18 protein-coding genes are annotated in these 21,328 nt (G+C 42.1%); 7 read left to right on the forward strand and 11 right to left on the reverse strand.

The genetic code is table 11. The features are described from left to right. Positions 1-126 precede the first annotated feature (126 nt). Positions 127-1,935, forward strand: coding sequence for a translation elongation factor 4 (lepA, locus tag N5852_RS03925; RefSeq protein WP_262099117.1), 1,809 nt, complete (start codon positions 127-129; stop codon positions 1,933-1,935). A 124-nt stretch (positions 1,936-2,059) separates the two neighbouring features. Here lepA and N5852_RS03930 read toward each other — a convergent pair whose 3' ends face one another. From N5852_RS03930 to N5852_RS03960, 7 genes are all read right to left on the reverse strand, one after another. Then, positions 2,060-2,506 carry a hypothetical protein gene (locus N5852_RS03930; protein ID WP_262099118.1) on the reverse strand — a complete coding sequence of 149 codons (447 nt, stop codon included), beginning with the start codon at positions 2,504-2,506 and terminating at the stop codon, positions 2,060-2,062. 6 nt (positions 2,507-2,512) lie between these two features. After that, entirely contained in the window at positions 2,513-2,719 is a 207-nt protein-coding gene (locus tag N5852_RS03935; protein ID WP_262099119.1) for a hypothetical protein, read from the reverse strand. Between the two features lie 22 nt (positions 2,720-2,741). Beyond that, complete coding sequence (locus N5852_RS03940) at positions 2,742-3,983, reverse strand: DMP19 family protein (RefSeq protein WP_262099120.1); 1,242 nt, start codon at positions 3,981-3,983, stop codon at positions 2,742-2,744. A gap of 88 nt (positions 3,984-4,071) precedes the next feature. Next, positions 4,072-4,788 carry an arylesterase gene (locus tag N5852_RS03945; RefSeq protein ID WP_410004245.1) on the reverse strand — a complete coding sequence of 239 codons (717 nt, stop codon included), beginning with the start codon at positions 4,786-4,788 and terminating at the stop codon, positions 4,072-4,074. Positions 4,789-5,458: 670 nt separating this feature from the next. Then, entirely contained in the window at positions 5,459-6,376 is a 918-nt protein-coding gene (locus tag N5852_RS03950; RefSeq protein WP_262099121.1) for an RNA polymerase factor sigma-32, read from the reverse strand. An 862-nt stretch (positions 6,377-7,238) separates the two neighbouring features. Further along, a complete protein-coding gene (gene thiD / locus N5852_RS03955) occupies positions 7,239-8,039 on the reverse strand; it encodes a bifunctional hydroxymethylpyrimidine kinase/phosphomethylpyrimidine kinase (protein ID WP_262099122.1) in 801 nt (266 codons plus the stop codon). Positions 8,040-8,119: 80 nt separating this feature from the next. After that, entirely contained in the window at positions 8,120-9,535 is a 1,416-nt protein-coding gene (locus tag N5852_RS03960) for a DHA2 family efflux MFS transporter permease subunit (protein ID WP_262099123.1), read from the reverse strand. Positions 9,536-10,226: 691 nt separating this feature from the next. On the opposite strand from N5852_RS03960, the gene gdhA reads away from it, so the two are divergent. Next, positions 10,227-11,579, forward strand: a complete 1,353-nt coding sequence (gdhA, locus tag N5852_RS03965; protein WP_262099124.1) for an NADP-specific glutamate dehydrogenase — start codon at positions 10,227-10,229, stop codon at positions 11,577-11,579. Positions 11,580-11,807: 228 nt separating this feature from the next. Here gdhA and N5852_RS03970 read toward each other — a convergent pair whose 3' ends face one another. From N5852_RS03970 to hemC, 4 genes are all read right to left on the reverse strand, one after another. Continuing rightward, positions 11,808-13,532, reverse strand: a complete 1,725-nt coding sequence (locus N5852_RS03970; RefSeq protein WP_262099125.1) for a heme biosynthesis protein HemY — start codon at positions 13,530-13,532, stop codon at positions 11,808-11,810. Beyond that, the gene (locus N5852_RS03975) at positions 13,529-15,118 is read right to left on the reverse strand and encodes a hypothetical protein (RefSeq protein ID WP_262099126.1); all 1,590 of its coding nucleotides are present in this window, start codon (positions 15,116-15,118) and stop codon (positions 13,529-13,531) included. The genes N5852_RS03970 and N5852_RS03975 overlap by 4 nt, the downstream gene beginning before the upstream one ends. A gap of 381 nt (positions 15,119-15,499) precedes the next feature. After that, complete coding sequence (locus N5852_RS03980) at positions 15,500-16,210, reverse strand: uroporphyrinogen-III synthase (protein WP_262099127.1); 711 nt, start codon at positions 16,208-16,210, stop codon at positions 15,500-15,502. A gap of 17 nt (positions 16,211-16,227) precedes the next feature. After that, positions 16,228-17,154, reverse strand: a complete 927-nt coding sequence (gene hemC / locus N5852_RS03985; protein WP_262099128.1) for a hydroxymethylbilane synthase — start codon at positions 17,152-17,154, stop codon at positions 16,228-16,230. 222 nt (positions 17,155-17,376) lie between these two features. Here hemC and tsaD point away from each other — a divergent pair, with 222 nt between their 5' ends. From tsaD to N5852_RS04010, 5 genes are all read left to right on the forward strand, one after another. Further along, entirely contained in the window at positions 17,377-18,456 is a 1,080-nt protein-coding gene (gene tsaD, locus N5852_RS03990; RefSeq protein ID WP_262099129.1) for a tRNA (adenosine(37)-N6)-threonylcarbamoyltransferase complex transferase subunit TsaD, read from the forward strand. Between the two features lie 26 nt (positions 18,457-18,482). Next, complete coding sequence (locus N5852_RS03995; protein WP_262099130.1) at positions 18,483-19,511, forward strand: NAD(P)H-dependent glycerol-3-phosphate dehydrogenase; 1,029 nt, start codon at positions 18,483-18,485, stop codon at positions 19,509-19,511. Positions 19,512-19,515: 4 nt separating this feature from the next. After that, positions 19,516-19,806, forward strand: coding sequence for a YciI-like protein (locus N5852_RS04000; protein WP_262099131.1), 291 nt, complete (start codon positions 19,516-19,518; stop codon positions 19,804-19,806). A gap of 102 nt (positions 19,807-19,908) precedes the next feature. Continuing rightward, a complete protein-coding gene (locus N5852_RS04005; RefSeq protein ID WP_182418690.1) occupies positions 19,909-20,337 on the forward strand; it encodes an EVE domain-containing protein in 429 nt (142 codons plus the stop codon). Between the two features lie 12 nt (positions 20,338-20,349). Then, positions 20,350-21,258 carry an urease accessory protein UreD gene (locus N5852_RS04010; protein WP_262099132.1) on the forward strand — a complete coding sequence of 303 codons (909 nt, stop codon included), beginning with the start codon at positions 20,350-20,352 and terminating at the stop codon, positions 21,256-21,258. The last annotated feature ends 70 nt before the right edge of the window (positions 21,259-21,328 follow it).

Genomic DNA, 21,328 nt, shown 5'->3' on the forward strand with positions numbered 1-21,328 from the left:
TTGCACTGTTCATTTTCTTGCAAATATTAATAATTTTAGCAAGCAAGCTGTGAAAAGCTGCAAATCTATGCCCAACTTGCTAAGAAGGCCTTTGCCTTTATTGTTAACACCTGCTAAATCGCTTCTATGACGACAAAACTTGACCATATTCGAAATTTTTCCATCGTGGCGCATATCGACCACGGCAAATCAACATTGGCCGACCGCCTCATTCAATTGACTGGCGGTCTGGATACGCGCGAGATGAAGGATCAGGTGCTTGATTCTATGGATATCGAGCGCGAGCGTGGCATTACCATTAAGGCGCAAACCGTGCGTTTGCATTATAAGGCCAAAAATGGTGAAGACTATGTTTTCAATCTCATTGATACGCCCGGTCACGTTGACTTTGCCTATGAGGTATCGCGCTCATTATCGGCTTGTGAAGGCTCGCTTTTGGTAGTTGATGCTTCGCAAGGCGTGGAAGCGCAAACCCTTGCTAATGTTTATCAGGCCATTGATAATAACCATGAATTGGTCGTTGTTTTAAATAAGATTGATTTGCCCGCAGCTGAACCAGAGCGCGTTAAAGAGCAGATCGAAGAAGTGATTGGCATTGATGCCAGTGATGCGGTGGAAATTTCTGCTAAAACGGGTCTTGGCATTGCCGATGTTTTGGAAGCAATTGCAACAAGATTACCGCCCCCACGGGAAGGTGATGCAACCAAGCCGCTAAAAGCCATGTTGGTTGACAGCTGGTATGATGCCTATCTTGGCGTTATTGTGCTTGTGCGGGTTATTGATGGTGTTTTGAAAAAAGGCCAAACCATCCGTATGATGGATACTGGCGCAAAATATCCGGTTGAGCGTGTGGGCGTGTTTACCCCAAAAATGTTGGCAATGGATGAATTGGGGCCGGGTGAAATCGGCTTTATCACTGCGTCCATCAAGGAAGTTGCTGATACGCGCGTTGGCGATACCATTACTGAAGATCGCCGCCCTTGCGAAGATGCACTGCCGGGCTTTAAACCTGCGCAACCTGTTGTTTTCTGTGGTCTATTCCCTGTTGATGCGGCCGATTTTGAAGATTTGCGCGGCGCAATGGGTAAATTACGCCTTAATGATGCTAGCTTCTCCTTTGAAATGGAAACATCTGCCGCGCTTGGTTTTGGTTTCCGTTGTGGTTTCTTGGGGCTGCTCCATCTTGAAATTATTCAAGAGCGTTTGGAGCGTGAGTTTAATCTTGATCTTATTGCCACAGCGCCATCGGTTGTTTACCGCATGAATATGTTAGATGGTAGCCAGAAGGAATTGCACAATCCTGCTGATATGCCCGATATTATCAAGATTACCTCGATTGAAGAGCCGTGGATTAAAGCAACGATTTTAACGCCAGATGAATATTTGGGCGCTATTTTAAAGCTTTGCCAAGATCGTCGTGGTATTCAGGTTGATCTATCCTATGTTGGCACTCGTGCTATGGTCACTTATGATTTGCCATTAAATGAAGTGGTTTTTGATTTTTACGACCGCTTGAAGTCTATTTCCAAGGGCTATGCTTCATTCGATTATCAAATTACTGATTATCGAGAGGGCGACCTTGTTAAAATGTCAATTTTGGTCAATGCCGAGCCAGTGGACGCGCTGTCAATGTTGGTGCACCGCACTGCCGCTGAAAAGCGCGGCCGTGTCATGTGTGAAAAGCTAAAAGACCTCATTCCGCAACATATGTTCCAAATTCCGATCCAAGCGGCAATTGGTGGTAAGATTATTGCCCGTGAAACCATTCGCGCTTTGCGTAAAGATGTGACAGCCAAATGTTATGGCGGTGACGTTAGCCGTAAGCGTAAATTGCTTGATAAGCAAAAAGAAGGTAAAAAGCGCATGCGCCAATTTGGTAAGGTGGAAATTCCACAGGAAGCCTTTATCCAAGCGCTTAAAATGGGCGACAACTAGGTTTTTGGTTCCTGATAATTTAATTAAAACGCTAAATGGCAAGTGTGCCATTTAGCGTTTTTTATTGCGTTTCTTGCTTAATTCATATCTATATAATGGTTGTCGTTATACTAGCAAAGGATTTTTAAGGAATTAAATAGGCGGGTGGATAGTCTTTTTGATTGTGAAAGAGTGGTACATCTTCACCTTCAAAAGCCACTTTGACATCGGCCCTGGCTGTACGTGCAACATTATATAGAGCCAAAAAAGGTTCTTCCATATAAGGTACTTCAAAATACGTTCTTATTTGTTGCCGTTCCTTTTCATAAAAATTATTGCTTTCTGTATCTACCTGACTATAGACGCCTTGAAAGGTTTCTTCAAATCGTTGCCATGCGCTTGCAGCTTCTTTAGGATCTTTCATCGGAATAAATCTCAGCGCATCTTGCCAATGGGAGATGGATGTAGTGATTGATATAAATTCTTTAAAATTGCGGCCGCAAATAATGAGTTCAGCCTCACTGCTTAGGTAAAATATTCGGCCATCACCGAGTACATAAAATAGACCTCCCCCTCCATCTTCGGCAAACAAATAGTGTTAGCTCGGTGATAATATCTCATACATTTGATAGTTATGATCGTCACTGATAATTCCAAGGCCTATAACATTCCAAATTTCTTCCTCAAGACCAGAAGCTTTTATTTGGGATTTTATCTGCGTTGCCATTTGATTTTCTGCCATGGTCACTCCTGCGTTCATAACCACGAGGGCTAGTCCAATCATCAATCTATAAATTAATTTCATTAGTCCCCCTCTAATTTCCCTTCTATTGAGGTAAAAGATCATTATCTTGTGCAATTTTCATCATGGTGTCGATGATTGTATCAGTGTCTAATTCAAAAGTTCCCAAGTCGTCATCCCATTGCGTCCACTCCGCTTTCGAAAAATATTCTTTAGACCGTGTCATGCGATCTTTAGGGTAAGGGGATTTGAACATGGCGAGAGCTTGCGCGAAAATTTCCGCATCTTCTTCAAGCTTATATTTTTTTAATACTTCAAGAGTTTCGGGGGCATTGTCACCGCTGGAATTATAAAAATATTGATGCAATGAACCATTTTCCATTTCCATCATCAAATAATTCAATAAAAAGATTTCGCGATATGGCTCGTTGAAATTATTAATATCGCGTTTTGGGTCATTAGCATAATCAGTAAATATTAGCCTAATCAGTGTCATAAGCCGTTGCTCATCGCTTATTTTCGCAGCCAATTCCTTTTGTAAAACTACCAATTGCGGCACAGAGTTTAAATAATTGGTGATTTCATCATCAAAATTTCCAACCTTATTGAACTCGGCACCAATAGATATAAGCTTTTTGTCAAAAGAATTTAGATCATGAGGGATGGATATCACCTCATTGACTACTATGTTAGGTTGGCTCCAGGCAAAAGATTGTTCCCGAATTTCACTGCTGCGTGGGTAAGGATTTCCCATTAATGCCATAGCTCGATCAAAAATTTCAGCGCGCTGCTTTAATCCCGCATCATGCAAAGCCTTGCTGATTTCTGGTGCGAAATATCCATTCCATAGAAAGAAAAAGCCATGAAGTTCCCCACCATCTTCTTGTGCACCGGTAAGGTTTCTCTGTAAGTAAAGTAACCAAACAACTGTTTTTTCTTGTGGGCTTCGCTTATTAAGCCATTCAAATGCTACCGCCGCAATTTCATGGGCTTCATCCTGTTCATTGTGATTCAACTGCGTATTAAGCTTATCGGGATTTGCATTTAACGCGTCCAATGGAAGTTCTTGTTGCGCAGCTTGCGATAGATATTGGAGTTGCATGCCTGCCCAATTGCGCATAAGATCTATTGTTGGATATGTTTTATGATCATTGGATGGCATTTTAGAGCTCATTTCTTGTGCTGAAATTTGATTGATTGATGTACAAAAATTTGCGGCCAAAACAATGATGGTGATTAAAAGGCTAAACCGATTGATACTGTTTTTAGATGGTGATGTCTTTTTCGACTTGGACCGCGTTGCGAGCGCGCTAAATATAAAATCCATGGAAATTCCTTAGTTGTTGTGTAGGAAGTTAGCTTTTGCAACGGCCAAGCAGCTCAATTGGGTTTTACCCCTTCAGGTTAGCATCAAATTATTCATCCGTATTGTTTGGTTCAACGCCAAGCCTTTTTAGTTCCGCTTTCATTAATGGCAAAAACCGCTCGACCATGATTTCAACACCTTCCTTATTAGGGTGCATGCCATCACTGAGTTGGTATTGGCGTTGCCCGGCTACGCCATCAAGAAAAAATGGATAAAGGGTAATGTTATATTTTTCCGCAAGTTTTGGGTAAATGGCGTTAAATTTCTCTGCATTTTCTGCTCCCATATTAGGTGCGGTCATCATGCCGGCAAGGAGCACAGGAATTTTTCTGTTTTGAAGGCGCTCAAGCATTGCATCTAGGTTCTGCTCTGTTACCTCAGGTTCAATGCCGCGTAGCATATCATTAGCCCCTAGTTCCAAAATAACCAGCTTTGCATCTTCAGGAACTGACCAATCAAGCCGCGCAAGACCCGCGTTTGTTGTATCTCCAGATACTCCGGCATTATCTACAATCACATCATAGCCTTGACTATGCAGTTTTTTTTCTAAAACTGCGGTAAAAGATTGGTCTTGTGGAAGTTCATAGCCGGCCATAAGGCTATCACCAAAACCGATGATGCGAAATGGACTATTGGGAATAAGAGATGGGTCAAGGTCAGTCGCTTGATCCTCGCCAATGTTTTCAGGCAGACTGCTTGCCGTTTGTGCATGGGCATTAAAGGTTAGGAAAAAGCTCAAAATTAACCCCAAACTTGCATAATACATTTTTTGCAACATCACTATAATCCATGTTCTCTTGCGGGATTGCCCCTTTTAGGCCTATGGCACTGTTTACCTATCTAATCTGGCCACTATTTTTTGGCCAATGGCTTGCAGTTTGACATTTTTTATTGTCACTTTTATGGCTTTTTTAAAAACAAGAGTGGCAGATGTCCCCGTTTCAACTCAAAATACCTAAAGCCCTTTTTACCGCTTGCTATGGTAAATTACTATGCACAGCTTTCAAGATGTGTAAAGACGGGTAATATATTGCCTTTTTGTTAGCTGCAGTCTGCCCTAATAGCAAATCGGATACAGTCTTTTTTAAAGCTAACGATTATAAAATATTTTGTGAATTAAAATATAGCATGATATCAATATATTAAAGGCAGAAGGTAAATTATGGCCGCATGGGTAATCGTCATTATAGTTTTTGCTATCAGTAATATTTATAGAATATTACCTTGCGCAAATAAATAGCAATATTATTTGCATAGATAAAATAAAAATGGCAAGCTTTTTGTAGCTGCCATTTAATCCAACTGATATATGTATTTTACTTGTTAAAAATTTAGAGCCATTTCTTTATTGCAGGGCTTTGTTTATTATTTTTATGCTTAACGAAAAAAAACGGCCCCACAAGTCTCGTACGTCTACCCAATTTAAAAGCCTATAACTAGCAAGTTGTAAATATTTCTTCTTCATGCTGCTTCAATAAGGCTGCACGGAGTTTTTCCATAGCGCGGCTTTCAATTTGGCGCACGCGCTCCTTAGATATGCCAAGATGCTCGCCCAAATATTCAAGCGTTGCAGCTTGTTCTTTTAAGCGGCGCATTTTGATAATCAGCAATTCACGCTCATTAAGGCTGTTCATAGCTTCTTTTAGCCATTTGCTGCGTCGATCATTATCAATTTCATCAGCAACCACCATATCTTGTAACGGCGATAAATCAACCAGTTGATCCATTTTGGTTGCAGTACTATCGTCGTCATTGCCAATATTCGCATTTAACGAATTGTCTGATGCGGAAAGGCGAATATCCATAGTCGCAACATCACCAACCGATACGCCAAAATGGGTCGATAGTTTTTTATAAACCTCATCGGTGGTCAAATGCGCCTCTTCGACACTAAGCTGGTTACGCAAACGGCGTAAGTTGAAAAATAATGCTTTTTGCGCCGAACTAGTGCCACCGCGCACAATCGACCAATTTTTGAGGATATAATCTTGAATGGAAGCGCGGATCCACCAACTTGCATAGGTCGAGAAACGCACCTCGCGCTCAGGATCAAAACGTGTCGCCGCCTCCAAAAGACCGATATATCCTTCTTGTACTAAGTCTGCCATCGGTAAATTAAAACGTTTAAATTTATTGGCGGTAGCAATTACAAGACGCATATGGGCAGAGCCGATATCGTGTAGGGCCTGAGTATCTTGCGAGGCCTTCCACTTTGCAGCTAATGCTTGTTCATGATCTCTTTCAAGATAAGGCGCATTAACTGCCCATTGGACAAGGTCTCTACTTATGGTTGCATAACCTTTCCCCGGCCGAAATCTTGCGGTTGGTTTATCCCTAGTAACAATTTGTTGCATGTTAGCCTCTTATAAACTTATCAAACATTAGGGAATTCTGCGGTCTATCGGCGTTGATAGTACCGATATATATATAACGCTGATTTAGCTAATTGGTTGCATACTACTTTTAAGTGTAACTAATACAACCTTAAGTTTAAACTAATTTTTATTAGGCGGCAAACAATAAATTAAAATTATTGAAAATTTCTTGCTATGGTTGCATATAGATATTCTTAAATACTTGACTTTTTTAATCTATTTCAAAATTAGCCTCTGCGATAAATTTCCATCTTGTCTAAAATTTTATCAATAAAAGCGATGAAAAGTTATAAAAATGCGAGATTTTGGAAGTGTGGAGTGATTCTAAGCTAAGGTTAATTCGCTTTTTTTTCTTAACTTTTAAGAATAAAGTGAAATTTTTTGATAATGGTCAAGTATTAAGCATTACGTATATTAAATATACAATCATCATTGCAGAAATATGAAATGCAACCTTGCCAAAATGAGAACGCTGTTTATAGGAACAGGCTGAACGTAGATTCATTTCGGTCTAACTCTTGGATAGGTTAGATGTTTGAGTTATTTGATGAGCACAAAGTAGCTTAACACATTGTCAAAACTCAAAATGCAGCTTCCTTATGAAAGCAGCTGATTAAAGATTGGTGGGTGCTTTGTTTTTTTATTTTTTAGCTGCAAATGCTATTAATCTAAAGAAATAAGCTCAATAAAAAATATACAAGGAGGAAAGCAGAAAGTGGGAGGTATAATTAATTAAGTTTTGTAGCTTCATCAAAGAACCTTAAAAATATGAATATTTTCAAGGTTCTTCGTTTCTTTAACTGAATAGGGCTTGAACCTAGTCGCATGAACATGAAATTACTTATTCGCTCCATATATTATGGAAATGGTGGACAGGTCCATGGCCTTTGCCAACCGTTAAGCGTGTTGACATGATGAGCGCTTGGGTTAAATAGTCTTTTGCGGTAAATACTGCATCTTTAAGCGAATAGGTTGGTAGTAAAGCTGCTATTGCTGCCGATATTGTACAGCCGGTGCCATGGTCATTTTTAGTTTCCACGCGATTTTTTTCCAGCCAAATCGTCTCATTACCAAGGCACAATAGATCGCTCGCCTTCGCGCCTTTCAACGCGCCGCCTTTAAGTAGCACAGCGCCGGCACCAAGCTCCATCAAAGCAGGGGCAACTTCTTGCATTTTTTCAACGCTCCAATCAGGCTTTATCGACAAAAGAACTCCGCCTTCAAGCAAGTTGGGGGTTATAATGGTTGCTTTGGGCACCATGACTTCACGGATAAAATCAACTGCATCGCCATTCATTAACAAATCGCCGCTTTTAGACACCATAACCGGATCTAAAACAATATTTTTAGCCTTGTGATAATTTAAGCGATCCATAATAGCTTCGCCAATTTTTATATTGGCAATCATTCCAATTTTTACCGCGTCAACATTAATATCTTCAAAAACCGCATCAATTTGATCGGCCACAAATTGCGGCTCTAGAGCAACGAAAGATTTAACGCCGCGTGTATTTTGGGCAACGACTGCGGTGACGGCCGCCATGCCATAGCTACCAAGAGCTGAAAATGTTTTCAAATCTGCATGAAGGCCTGCGCCACCGCTTGGGTCAGTGCCTGCAATACTTAGGACATTTGCGATCATTTTTTACTCTCTATACTGCATTAGTCTGTTTTAGAAACTATTTTTAAACGATATAGGCGACGCATATTAAAAATAAAATTTTATTTTATTTTTTTAGTGACATGGGCGCCGGCATCTTTTGCAAGACGCACACTGTCCCAAAGGCCAATTAATGATAATAGGGCAATAATAACAAAAGCAATATGAAATTGCATGCTAGGCACAGCGTTTTCTGGTGCAAGCATAATGCCAATGCGCCAAGAAATTGCACCAATGGCAACGCCAAGACCAACGCTCAATTGATTGGCTGTTGAAAACAGCGTATTTGCATTGGCCATGTCACTGGTTGGGGTATCGGCAAAGGCCACCGTATTTAAGGCGGTAAATTGAATTGATCTGGTGACACCGCCAGCAAATAGAATAAAAGCGCTGATGATAAATGGCGTATGTTGATCGATAAAAATACAAAGAAAAAGCGACAGCGCATTTAAAAGACCATTTACAATCAAAACAGGGCGAAAGCCAAAGCGCTTTAAAATTGGCGTGGTAAGTGGTTTAATAATGAGATTGCCAGCAAAAACAATCATCAACATCATGCCCGCATAAAAGGAGTCATAGCCAAAGCCAATTTGAAACATCAGTGGCACCAAAAATGGTACGGCGCTTACCCCAATGCGAAACAGTGATCCGCCATAAATAGCAACGGCAAAAGTTTTATTTTTTAAGGTGGCAAGATTTATCATTGGGTTTTTAGTGCGCTTCATATGATAAATTGCCATAAAAAGCATTATGCAACCAAATAAGACAATGCCACCAATAAATGATAGGTTGGCGTCTTCATATCCGACAAATTCCGTACCATAAAGTAAGCAAAATAAAGCTGTGCCAGAGTATAAAAAGCCAAGCCAATCAAAACGCGGAATATGGCTGGTTTTGCCAGCAGGAATAAGCCATAAAGCCATAACAAAAGCTATTAAGCCAAGGGGAATATTTATATAAAAAATCCAACGCCAATCGACATGTTCGGCAATGAAACCGCCAATAGGCGGCCCTAATACTGGGGCCACCAATGCTGGCCATGTTAATATGGCAATGGTTTGAATAAGCTTTTCTTTAGGTGTAAAGCGCAAAACAACAAAGCGTCCAACCGGAACCATCATCGCGCCGCCGATACCTTGTAATATGCGGAATATAACAAATTGCGGCAAATTTTGTGCAAAACCACATAAAAGCGAAGCAAAGGTAAAAAGTGCAATGGCAAAAGCAAAAATGCGTCTTGCACCAAAACGCTCGGCAATCCAGCCACTTGCCGGAATAAAAATACCCAAGGTTAGCATATAGGCGCTAACACCAATATTAAGATTAATCGATCTTGTGCCAAAACTAATGGCCATATCAGGTATGGTTGGTGTGATGATGGTCGCATCAAGGTTTTCCATAAAAAATGTTCCCGCCACCAATAAGGCAATGGCGGTAAGGCGAGCAGCACTTGGAGACTCGTTATTTTGTACAGACATTTGCTACACCTAAATCTAATACGTTTCGAAGATCAGATTAAATCTTTAGCGGTTTATTGAATTATTATGAACCCAATAAAAACGTATATTAAAAAAATGCAAGGATAAACCTGCCTTTTGCCTGTTTTTCCTTTGCATAACCGCAAATAGTGCGACACGTTTCAAATTGGATGCAAATATATCGCCGCAATGGTTGTCATGTCTTGCGCATTGGTATTTAGAGCGCATTTCGATCTGATTGAATCAGATCGGCGCTCTAATGCATTGTTTACACCCCGTTTTTTGTCCGAAAACCGCTTCACACTTTTCGGAAAACGCTCTAAAAGGTGAAGTAAAGCTGCAAAAAAACAATACGCGCCTTTTCTATAAATTTATAATTTAATATATTGTTTTTACGACATTTTTTTAGATTTATTTTAATTATTAATAGGCTTATAATTGGCAGAAAATTCAATTTTTAAAACTTGACAATTAAAGAATAGTATTTAGCATGATGACAAAATTCAAATGTCGTTTATAGCTTTTATCTTATTTTTGATCTGTAAATTTCATTTGAAGACAATTAGCGCTGAAGAGTAAAATTCTCGCGATTATAATAGAATGCCTACATAACTTACTGTTTTTTCCTATAATCTTATTATCAGTCTGGGCGCTTATTGCGCGCCCGATTAAAACCCACTTGGAGGATTGAATGTCGGTTTCTGAAAATAAAACACTTGCACAGGTTTTGGAAGTAGTTCGTAAGCGCAATGCTGGTGAGCCAGAATTTCATCAAGCGGTTGATGAGGTTTTAGGCAGCTTGGAACGCGTGGTAGCCAAACATCCAGAATATGCCGATAATGCATTGATTGAGCGCATTTGCGAGCCAGAGCGCCAAATTATTTTCCGAGTGCCGTGGATTGATGATGCCGGTGATGTACAAATTAATCGCGGTTTTCGCGTGCAATTTAACTCCGCTCTTGGGCCCTATAAGGGCGGTTTGCGTTTCCATCCATCAGTCAATGTTGGTATTATCAAGTTTTTAGGCTTTGAACAAACATTTAAAAATGCTTTGACGGGTTTGCCGATTGGTGGTGGCAAGGGTGGATCAGACTTTAATCCGCGTGGCCGTAGCGACCGTGAAATTATGCGCTTTTGCCAATCTTTCATGACCGAATTACACCGCCATATTGGCGAATATGTTGATGTGCCGGCCGGCGATATTGGTGTTGGCGGCCGCGAAATTGGCTATATGTTTGGCCAATATAAGCGCCTTACCAATCGCTATGAAGCAGGTGTCATCACCGGTAAGGGGCTTATTTATGGTGGGTCGCAAGCACGCACAGAAGCAACCGGCTATGGTGCGGTGTATTTTGTTGAACGTATGCTTGCTACCAAGGGCATGAGTTTTGAAGGCCGCAAGGCCGTTGTTTCAGGCTCTGGCAATGTTGCTATTTATACTATGGAAAAGTTGATTGAGCTTGGCGGTAAGGTTGTGGCTTGCTCTGATTCCAATGGTTATATTTATGACGAAGAAGGCATTGATCTTGATATTGTTAAGGAAATTAAGGAAAAGCGCCGCGCCCGCATTTCGCTTTATCCTGAATTAAAGGGCGGCAATGCGCGTTATGTCGAGGGTGGCAATATTTGGGACGTAACCTGTGAAATTGCTATGCCATCAGCTACCCAAAATGAGCTTAATGGCGAAAGCGCCCGCACTTTGGTTAAAAATGGCGTTATTGCCGTTGGTGAAGGTGCTAATATGCCGTCAACTGCCGAGGCGGTGCATATTTTCCTTGAGGCAGGCACTTTATTTGCACCTGGTAAAGCTTGTAATGCCGGCGGTGTTGCAACCTCTGCCCTTGAAATGCAGCAAAACGCTTCACGTGATAGCTGGACTTTTGAGGAAACTGAAAGTCGTTTAGCTGAAATTATGCATAATATTCATGATCTATGCGCATCAACCGCTGAAGAATATGGCGTTGCCGGTGACTATGTTGCCGGTGCCAATATTGCCGGCTTTGTGCGGGTTGCTGAAGCGATGAAAGCAATGGGCGTTATTTGATAACAGCTTTGAAATTTAGCCGGTTGCTAATTTGTTAAATGATCTATCGGCTGATATTTAAGTGATACTATTTTTGAATGTGAAACGAGAGCACTTACACTTGATATCGGGGTGCAAATGCTTTCATTTTGTTAAGTGCTTTCATTTTGTGTTTTATACATCAGTTATGAACACTTTTTCTTTTATCCCAAAAATAAACCCGCTTAATTGCTTAAGCGGGTTTTATTTTTATTTATCCTTAGGGTCAACACCCGGATCATCAACATTTAGCCGGTTGAAGCTTGGATGGCTTTTATCTTCAAATTTCTTGTCATCCATTGGCTCGGCATCAATGATTATTGCTGCAGGTGGCGCGGTATCAACTTTCGGCTTTTCTTCCGCCATTGGTTTTCCAGCATTGGTTGTACTTGTCTTGCCTGTACTCGGCTTAGCCGTTTTAACCACTATTGTTTCAGGTTTACTCTTTTCAGCTTTGTTGGCAGGCGGCTGAGCTTGGTCGGCACTAGCAATATCAGCAACGTCTTTGCTTATGTCGTCTTTATCGGCGTTCAACTTGGTTTCCGTCTTTGGCTCGCTTGTTTGTGCCACCGCTTCAAGTTGCAAAATAGTGCTATCATTTGATAGGTCTAGATCAAGTGCATTTTGATGGGTATTTTTGGTTGGTTGCGTCCAAACACAAGTGCCGATTTGACCGCTTATCGGTGAAATGGCAACCCATTGCGGCACCATCATGCCATCAACAATCCATACTGGATCAGGCTCTGCATGCAGGGCCATTTGCAACCATTCACGCATTTTACCTTCATTGCCGCTTTGCGCGGCTTCAATGTCCGCAAGCAAGAGATAAGTGCTTTCTGTTGGTGCTTCTTTGGCAATGATTAAAGCATTTTTACGGGCCAATTCAAACTCGCCGGCTTCTAAAGCCGTGCGTGCCACAATCATTAACGAGGCATGATTTTTTGGGTTGAAACGGGCAAGATTTTGCGCCCGCTTAAAGCGATCCAAGGCACTTGCACCCAAGTAAGCATTAACATAAGTCAAGGCAAGATCTGGGTGGGGCGTTGATGACCATAATTTTTCAATCATCTTGCTGCCTTTGCGCACTTCATCTAGTTTAAACAAAATGGTCGTGGCAATATTAACCGCTGGCACAAAATTCGGCTCAAGTTTAACTGCCTTTAAGGCATTGCGCTTGGCTTCATCAGGATAGGTTTCAAAGCCTTCTTGGGCTTGACCTGCCATCATCACAACCCGCATATGTTGCAAGTCTTGATCATTGGCGGCTGTTTTATTTTTCTTGGCGGCTTTTTCATAAGTGTTAAATAGGCTAAGCGCTTCTTTCCAGTCCCCTTCAAGGCTCAATTGCTCAACGGTAGCGCGGTTTGCCCATTTTAGCGAGGCATTTAACTGGGCAGCTTCTGCCGCATATTGGTGGGCTGCATCAAAGGCTTTGCTTTTAAGTGCTTCAGCATAAAGACCTTTAAGGCCAAGCAAGCGCATATTGGGATTTTCGCGCATTTTGGCGTAAACTTCAATTGCGCCCTTATTGTCGCCTTCAAGTTGTTTGGTTTGTGCATCAAGCAAAAGAATAAGCGGCTCTTTATTCTCGTCAATTAGCTTATTGCCTTGCTTTAGCATTTTGCGTGCATTGGCAACATCACCAGACATAACCGCAATTAAGCCTTGTGAAAGGGCTTGGTAGCCACGGTCACGCTTGCGGTTTTTTAAATGGCGTTTAAAGGCAAAAGGCGCGGTTATGATTGTTTTGATAATCCACCAAATGAACAATAAAATAATAAGCGCGGCAATTAATGCGCATGTTGCATGAAATATGCTCATTACAATGCGTTGGCCAGCAATGATCATCACCACATCACCGTGATAATTGGCAAACCATGCAAGACCTGCGCCGGCCGCTACCAGAACTAAAAAATAGACTAAAGCGCGGATCATGGTTGTGTCTCCCCATGGTTCGGGGCAGTTTCATGCGGCGTAGCCGCAGGTATTGGCTGCGCAGGTGCTTGCGGTGTGATTTTTGCATTAGGATTAATGGTTAAACTGACCAATTGTGCAAGCAGTTGATCAATATCATTGCGCACTTTTAACTTGCTGATAAAATTTGCTGAAACATCCTTGGCTGACTGTGGCAGTTTTTGCCATTCACTTAAAGCGCGATTATAATCAGCTTCCTTAATTGCAACTTCCATCCTTGCGGCAATAGCACCGGCATTATCGCCCTCAACATTGCCAACAGGGCGAATAGCGACAAATCCTTTGGCATAGCTCCACGCTTTTTGACCCAAATTTGCGTCACTGCCAACTTGGTTTTCAGTGGCAGCAATGGCATCGGCAACGCTGCTAAACTCTTCGCTTAACGCGGCATTGCTAGCAATGCCGGTGGTGGAATATTTTTTCAATTCATCAAGGGCAATACCCTCAGGCGCAAGGCTTTCAAAGGTTGCCAATTCACTGACATAAGAACCACCGCGATCCACCGCAGATTTTAGCGCATTGGCGGCAATAAGGGTGGTCATGCTTTTGGCGCGCTCTGCCAAGGGATCAGGAATTTTCTTAACTTCAACGGCAAGGCTATCGAGGGTTGCGTTGCTTTTGGCAATATTCGCGGTATTTTGGCTAACTGCGCTTTCAAGCTGCTTTGCCTTATCAAGGTCACGTTGAATGCCGTTAAACCGTTGTTCAGTCGCATTTTTGAAGCTTGCAAGGCTTTCATCCAGCGCATTTAATTTGCCTTCAAGCGAGCGGATTTGCGGGTCATCAGCACTGATGGTTGCTTGTGTATTTTGGGCTAAATTTTCTTTTAATGATGCGATTTCAGCTTTTAGACCATCAAATTGCGCTGCAAATGCGCTTGTGCTTTGACGAATGTCACTTAAGGATTGCTGCGCTTGATCAGCAGTAGCGCGCGCATCATCTGCAGTTTTTGTTGCCTTTTCAATAAGGTTTTTATCAACAGCGCTGATAGCATTGCTAAGTTGTTGTTGGCCTTGTTCCTGCAGTTTGGAAAGTTCAGCTTTTAATGCTGACAATTCTTTTTGCACGCTATCAGAAAGCGCGGTTGCAACATTATTGCCAGTTGACACCGCTTGACCATGATTGGAAAGCGGTGGAATAACACCGCTAAATTGTAATGCACCGGCCAATGCAATTGCGATAACACCGCCCGCAACGCCGGCTAAAAGCCCACTACCGGTTTTTTTGCCGCTATCTGGTGTTGAAGTCATATTGGATGTAGAATTTTGTTTTGAAGTCATATCATCTTTATCAGTTGAATTATCTTTGCCACCAATTGCCGCAATTTTTTCATTTGCAGGGGCAGCTTTATTGCCACTATCTTGCACAGGTTGTTTTTGCGGTGCATCTTGTGTGGGATTATTTTGCGCTTTTGGCGCTGCCAATTGTGCCATGGCGACTGGCTCGGCATCTGGTACATTTTGTAAGCCTTTGGGCAAAGGCTCATGATCTATTGCGGCGGGTTTACGGGTTGTGCCTGAATGACGTTTTTTATCTGCTCTGGCCATAATTCCTCACATTTTCGCGGCTATAGACTGCTATTGGTTCATGTAACACAAATTAAAATATATCGTAGTCATTTTAAAATATATCTAACTTATTGCGTTATTTTCACACAAGATCAAGAAAATTACATCAAGTCACATGCTTTCACCAAGCTTTTACCAAACTATGGTTGATTAAACATTCTTAATTTTTGTACCATAACATTTATTCGAGCAAAATGAAAAAAGAGTTTAAATCCTTTGAGCATTTTTTGATTAAAGCGCATTTTGATTTGATTGGATCAGATATGCGCTCTAATCCATTGTTTACACGCCGTTTTTTGCCCGAAAACCGCTTCACACTTTTTGGAAAAACTCTCTATTGGCTTAAAATTATAGCGGCTTTTATAAAAGCGTTAATAGGTTTTCCTCGGTTGGCTCACTGGCAATAATTGCTTGTGGTTGATATTTTTGTGGCAGGCTTTGTGCAATGCGCTTTGATAAGCATAAAAATTTTGTTGCATGATTAAAATGACTATCAATGACTTCAAGGCCATTTAATCCAAGGGTTGAATAAAGCAAAACCGCATCAAATTGCATTGATTTTGCGATTTTTTCTTTATTTGGTGTCATTGCAAAGGCTTCATAGGTTAAAATCGTGGTAACAAGCCGGCCTTGCGCGGTTAAGCCATCTTCCAAAACAGGGCGGCGTTGTTTGCCGGCAAGATATAAAAAATGCTGATAATTGCTAGATTTTAGCAATGAAACAAGCTGATCTGCATCTTGGGCAATAGCAGTTATATGGCGAAAACCAGCATTTTGTGCAGCTTTTGCCGTTTTGCTGCCAACGCAAAAAAGGGGTAGTTCTTTTAAAATTTCAAGTTTTGGATCATTTTGATGGCTTGGAGCTAAAAATGCCGCTGCGCTTGATGCGCATAGGCCATCAAATTGTGATAAATCATCGGGCAGTATAAAATTACAAGGCTCAAGCCGAGATAAAGGCGCAATAATCGTGTTAAAGCCTTTTGCTAAAATATATTCTTGCGTTTTTTGGCTGTTTTCGATGGGGCGCGTTACTAGAATAGTCTTGCTAGCCTTATCACCACCTTGCACCATATTTTGCTATCCCATTCCTACCAGCTACTAAAAAACTTTTCGCCAGCATTTTTTTTAAGTTCCATTGCGGCTTCCTCGCCAATTAATCTGCCATCTTGGGGACTGCCGGCAATTTTAACTTCAAAAAACTCTTTGCCATCGGGCGTTGCCACCATGCCATGAAAGTGCAAAACGCCATCTTTAACCCGAGCAAGGCCACCAAGTGGTGTGCGGCATGAACCATCAAGACTTTTTAAGAATTGCCGTTCTGTCGCAAGTTCTAAATGGGTGGTTTCATCACGTAGCGGCGCAACAAGTTGATCGGTTTTTATGTCACCCTTGCGGCTTTCAATAACAATGGCACCTTGGCCGGGCGCAGGCACAAAATAACGCTCATCAACAATTTCATTAATCACATGGGAAAGCCCCAAACGGTTAAGGCCAGCAACCGCTAAAAAGGTAGCGTCGGCAACGCCATCTTGTAATTTTTTAAGCCGTGTTTGCACATTGCCGCGAAACATCACCACTTCAAGATCTGGGCGCAAGCGACGAATCATTGCTTGGCGGCGCAGCGAAGATGAGCCAACAATTGCGCCTTGCGCTAGATCCATAAAATTTTTAACCTTATGGCTGATAAAGGCATCGCGCGGATCTTCACGCTTTAAATAGGCGGAAAGATAAAGACCATCAGGCAAAATGGTTGGCATGTCCTTGGTGGAATGCACCGCAAGGTCAATCTCTTTATTGGTTAGGGCGGTTTCAATTTCCTCAGTAAAAAGCCCTTTGCCACCAATTTCCGATAAAGCGCGGTTTTGCACGCGGTCGCCCTTGGTGGACATGGGCACTATTTCAATTGCTTGTTGGTTAAGATTATGGGCAAGCACTAAACGATCGCGCACCTCATGGGCTTGAGCCAGTGCTAATTCGCTTGCTCTTGTGCCTATTTTTAGAAGAGGTGTTTGCATCTTATTTTATCCGTGGTATAGCATATTTTAGCAGAACTAATAATTAGTTTTACATAAAAATGCATAAAATTAAACAGTTAGCGCATTTTATCAAGCGGTCAAATATTGATAAATTAAATATTTAGCAAATATTTTTGATCGCTCATTGGCTATTTTAAACTTATTGCATAAATAACAAGAAATCTGTAGCCATTTTTTTATTTTTGAAAGGTTAATCCTTAAATGCGAGTGCTTGGTATTGAAACCAGTTGTGATGAAACTGCTGCTGCGGTTGTTTTAAGAAATGAAGATGGCAGTGGTGAAATTCTTTCAAACATCGTTTTCAGCCAGATTGAGGAACATGCCCCCTATGGTGGTGTGGTGCCTGAAATAGCAGCGCGCGCCCATGTGGAGGTTTTGGATGGTTTAGTCAAAAAGGCGCTTGATGAAGCAGGCCTTCGTTTTGATGATATTGACGCGGTGGCAGCAACATCTGGGCCGGGTTTGATTGGTGGTTTGATTGTGGGGTTAATGACTGCAAAAGCCATTGCCCTAGCCGCCAATAAACCATTTATCGCGGTTAACCACCTTGAGGGGCATGCCTTGACCGCACGTCTTACCAATAATTTAAGCTTTCCTTACTTATTGCTGCTTGTTTCTGGTGGCCATACCCAAATGATTTTGGTCAAGGGCCTTGGCGATTATGAGCGCCTTGGCACCACGATTGATGATGCACTTGGCGAAGCTTTTGATAAAACCGCAAAATTATTGGGTCTTGATTACCCCGGTGGGCCTGCCGTTGAAAAGGCCGCTTTTAGCGGTGATAGCGCGCGTTTAAGCCTGCCGCGGCCGTTAAAAGGTGAAAAGCGGCTTGATTTTTCTTTTTCCGGCTTAAAAACGGCGGTGCGAAAAGCGGCAACGCAAATGGCACCGTTAAGTGATAAGGATGTTGCTGATATTTGCGCAGCATTCCAGCTTGCTGTTACCGATACTTTAGCAGACCGTGTTGGCCGCGCTCTTGATCGTTTTTTGGAAACTTATCCAGAGTTAGAGAAGCCAAAATTGGTGGTTGCCGGCGGTGTTGCAGCCAATAAGGCTATCCGCACCATGCTAGAAAAAACTTGCGCTGCCAAGGGCTTTGAATTTATTGCGCCGCCAATTAGTCTTTGCACCGATAATGCTGCAATGATAGCATGGGCAGGGGCAGAGCGTGCCGCAGAAAAGCTGTTTGATCCGTTAGAGACTGCACCGCGCTCACGTTGGCCGCTTGACCAAAAGGCCGAGCCATTGATTGGTGCTGGTAGGCGCGGTGCAAAGGCATAAGGTGCAAAAGCATAAGGGGCATGAATATGGATGTTAAATCGCAAGCAAAAAGTGATTTAAGCAATAAGGCGGCGCATAAAAAAATTACTGTTTTGGGTGGTGGTGCATGGGGCACAGCCTTGGCCACTATGGCGGCAAATCAAGGCCATGATGTGCGCCTTTATGCGCGCTCAACAGCAATGGTTGATGATATTAATCTTAACCAACAAAATAGTGAATATTTGCCCGATATAAAATTACCAAAGACAATTATCGCCACAACCGATGTTAAAGCAGCAGTTGCCCATGGCGAAATTATATTAGGGGTTATACCAGCGCAAGCCTTTGGTGCATTTTTAAGCGATATTGCGAGCGATATTAAAGAAAATATACCCGTGGTGCTTTGCGCCAAGGGCATCGAGCGGGCAACAGGGCGCTTCATGTCCGATGTTGCAAGTGATATTTTGGGCAAAAATCATCCAATTGCTGCCTTATCTGGCCCAAGTTTTGCCGCCGATGTTGCCAAAGGCCTACCAACCGCTGTTACTATTGCCGCCACCAATGCTGATCTTGCTAAAAATTTAGTGCATGTTTTTTCTGGTGCGCGTTTTCGTTGTTACGCATCGCATGATTTAATTGGTGTTGAAATTGGTGGTGCGTTAAAAAATGTGCTCGCTTTGGGGGCAGGGGTTACCACTGGGCGTGGTCTTGGCGCAAGTGCGCAAGCTGCGTTGGTAACGCGCGGCTTTGCCGAAATGCGGCGCATTGCAACAAAATTAGGCGGCAAGGCTGAAACCATGATGGGTCTATCGGTACTTGGCGATTTAATGCTGACCGCATCAAGCCCACAATCGCGCAATTATTCTTATGGGCTTGCGATGGGGCAGGGATTAAGCCTTGATCATTTACCTTTAGCCGAAGGGGTTGCCACCGCGCCAATTGCTGCTAAGCTATGCAAGGACAATGATATTGACGCGCCAATTATTGATGCAATAGCTGCCTTAATTGATAAGCGTATTAGTATTGATGAAGCAATGGATGGTTTAATTTCACGGCCACTTAAATTTGAGGATTAATAAAATGCTTTTTGCAATTATTGCGAATGATAAGCCTGACCATGTTGAAAAGCGTCAAGAGGTTCGCCCAAAACATCTTGAATATCTGACAAGCCTTGGTGACGCACTAAAATTTGCAGGCCCCTTTTTAGATCATGAAGGCAATGGCGTTGGTAGCCTTGTGGTTGTTGAAGCTGCTGATATAGCTGAGGCTGAAAAAATCATGAAAAATGATCCTTATGCATTAGCCAATCTTTTTGCGGATGCACAGGTTCGTCCTTGGCGCTGGGCAATTAACAATCCTGAAAATAGTTAAGGCAGACCCCTAAACCTATTTTGTTAAAATAAGCCGGCAATTATTGGCAACAAAGACTGCCGGCTTTTATTTTCCACTATTTATTTTTCTAAAGGCAGGCATATGGCATATTGGCTTTTTAAATCAGAACCATTCAAATGGTCATGGGAGATGCAAAAGGCAAAAGGCGAAGAAGGCGAGCAATGGGACGGCGTGCGCAATTATCTTGCCCGCAATAATATGCGCGCCATGCAACTTGGCGATAAGGCGTTTTTCTACCATTCTAATGAAGGGTTAGAAGTTGTTGGTATTGTTGAAATATGCGCGCTTGCCCATCATGATACAACAAGCGATGATCCGCGTTGGGAATGTGTTGATATTAAAGCTGTTTGCGATATGCCAAAGCCGGTGACGCTAAAAGCGGTTAAGGCTAATCCCAAGCTTGAAAATATGGCACTGGTTACGTCTATGCGCCTATCGGTACAACCGGTGCGTGAGGATGAGTGGCTTGAGGTTTGCCGCATGGGCGGTCTTGAACCTGCCCCACAATAGGTTGATGTTTAAATGAGTGCACCGCGCGTTCCAATGATAGCATCAAAAATGCCCGCGTCAAAGATATCTCCAATAAAAATGCAAAGAATGCGCGGTAAAGCTTCGCTTGTCATTGGAAAAAGCTGCATAGATGCTGCAAGGAACGCGAATGGTGAGCAAAGTGAGCTCAAAAATCTTTATCAAAGTGGCAATGCAAAATTGCGATTTCCAGAACGGGATGGCCCCTTTTTTGAAGCGGTAATGATCAATTCAGCCGGTGGTTCAACCGGCGGTGACCTACTTGAATGGCAGGTGCATCTTGAAGCACAGACAAAAGCCATAATAACCACGCAAGCGTGTGAAAAAATCTATGCCGCTTTAGATGGTGAGACAGCAGATATTCATGTAGATTTACAGCTTGATAATGGGTCGCAATTATGGTGGCTTCCGCAAGAAACTATTTTATTTAATCAATCTGCCCTTAACCGAAAAATTAGTGTTAAAATGACAGATCATTGTCAGCTATTAATGGTTGAAAGTGTTATTTTTGGTCGTCAATTAATGGGTGAAGTCGTTGCAAGCGGTTCATTGCATGATCAATGGCAAATTTATGCAAATGATCGGCTTATTCATATGGAGGCCTTGCATCTTGATGGCAATATTGCACAAAAACTAGCATTCCCTGTTTTTATGAACGACAATTTAGCCATGGCAAATCTCGTTTTTATCGATGATGATTTAAAGATGCCATCAGGTGAGAATGAAGAACGTTTTAATGCTTTGAAAAATATTATTGAGCCTTTGGGTGGGATTTCTTGCTGGAATGGCAAGCTTCTTGCAAGGTTAATAGATAAGAATAGCTATTTCTTGCGCAAGCGTCTTATAAAAGTAATTAATCTGCTTACAAATGAGGCAGGTGTTCCTAAAGTTTGGGCAATTTGATTTAACTGCTAAATCAAATTTTCCAAATGATTTTTTAAATCGCTTTTTTAAAATACTTGCTCTTTAGCTA

It is taken from the genome of Bartonella sp. HY328, from assembly GCF_025449335.1.
Lineage (GTDB): Bacteria > Pseudomonadota > Alphaproteobacteria > Rhizobiales > Rhizobiaceae > HY038.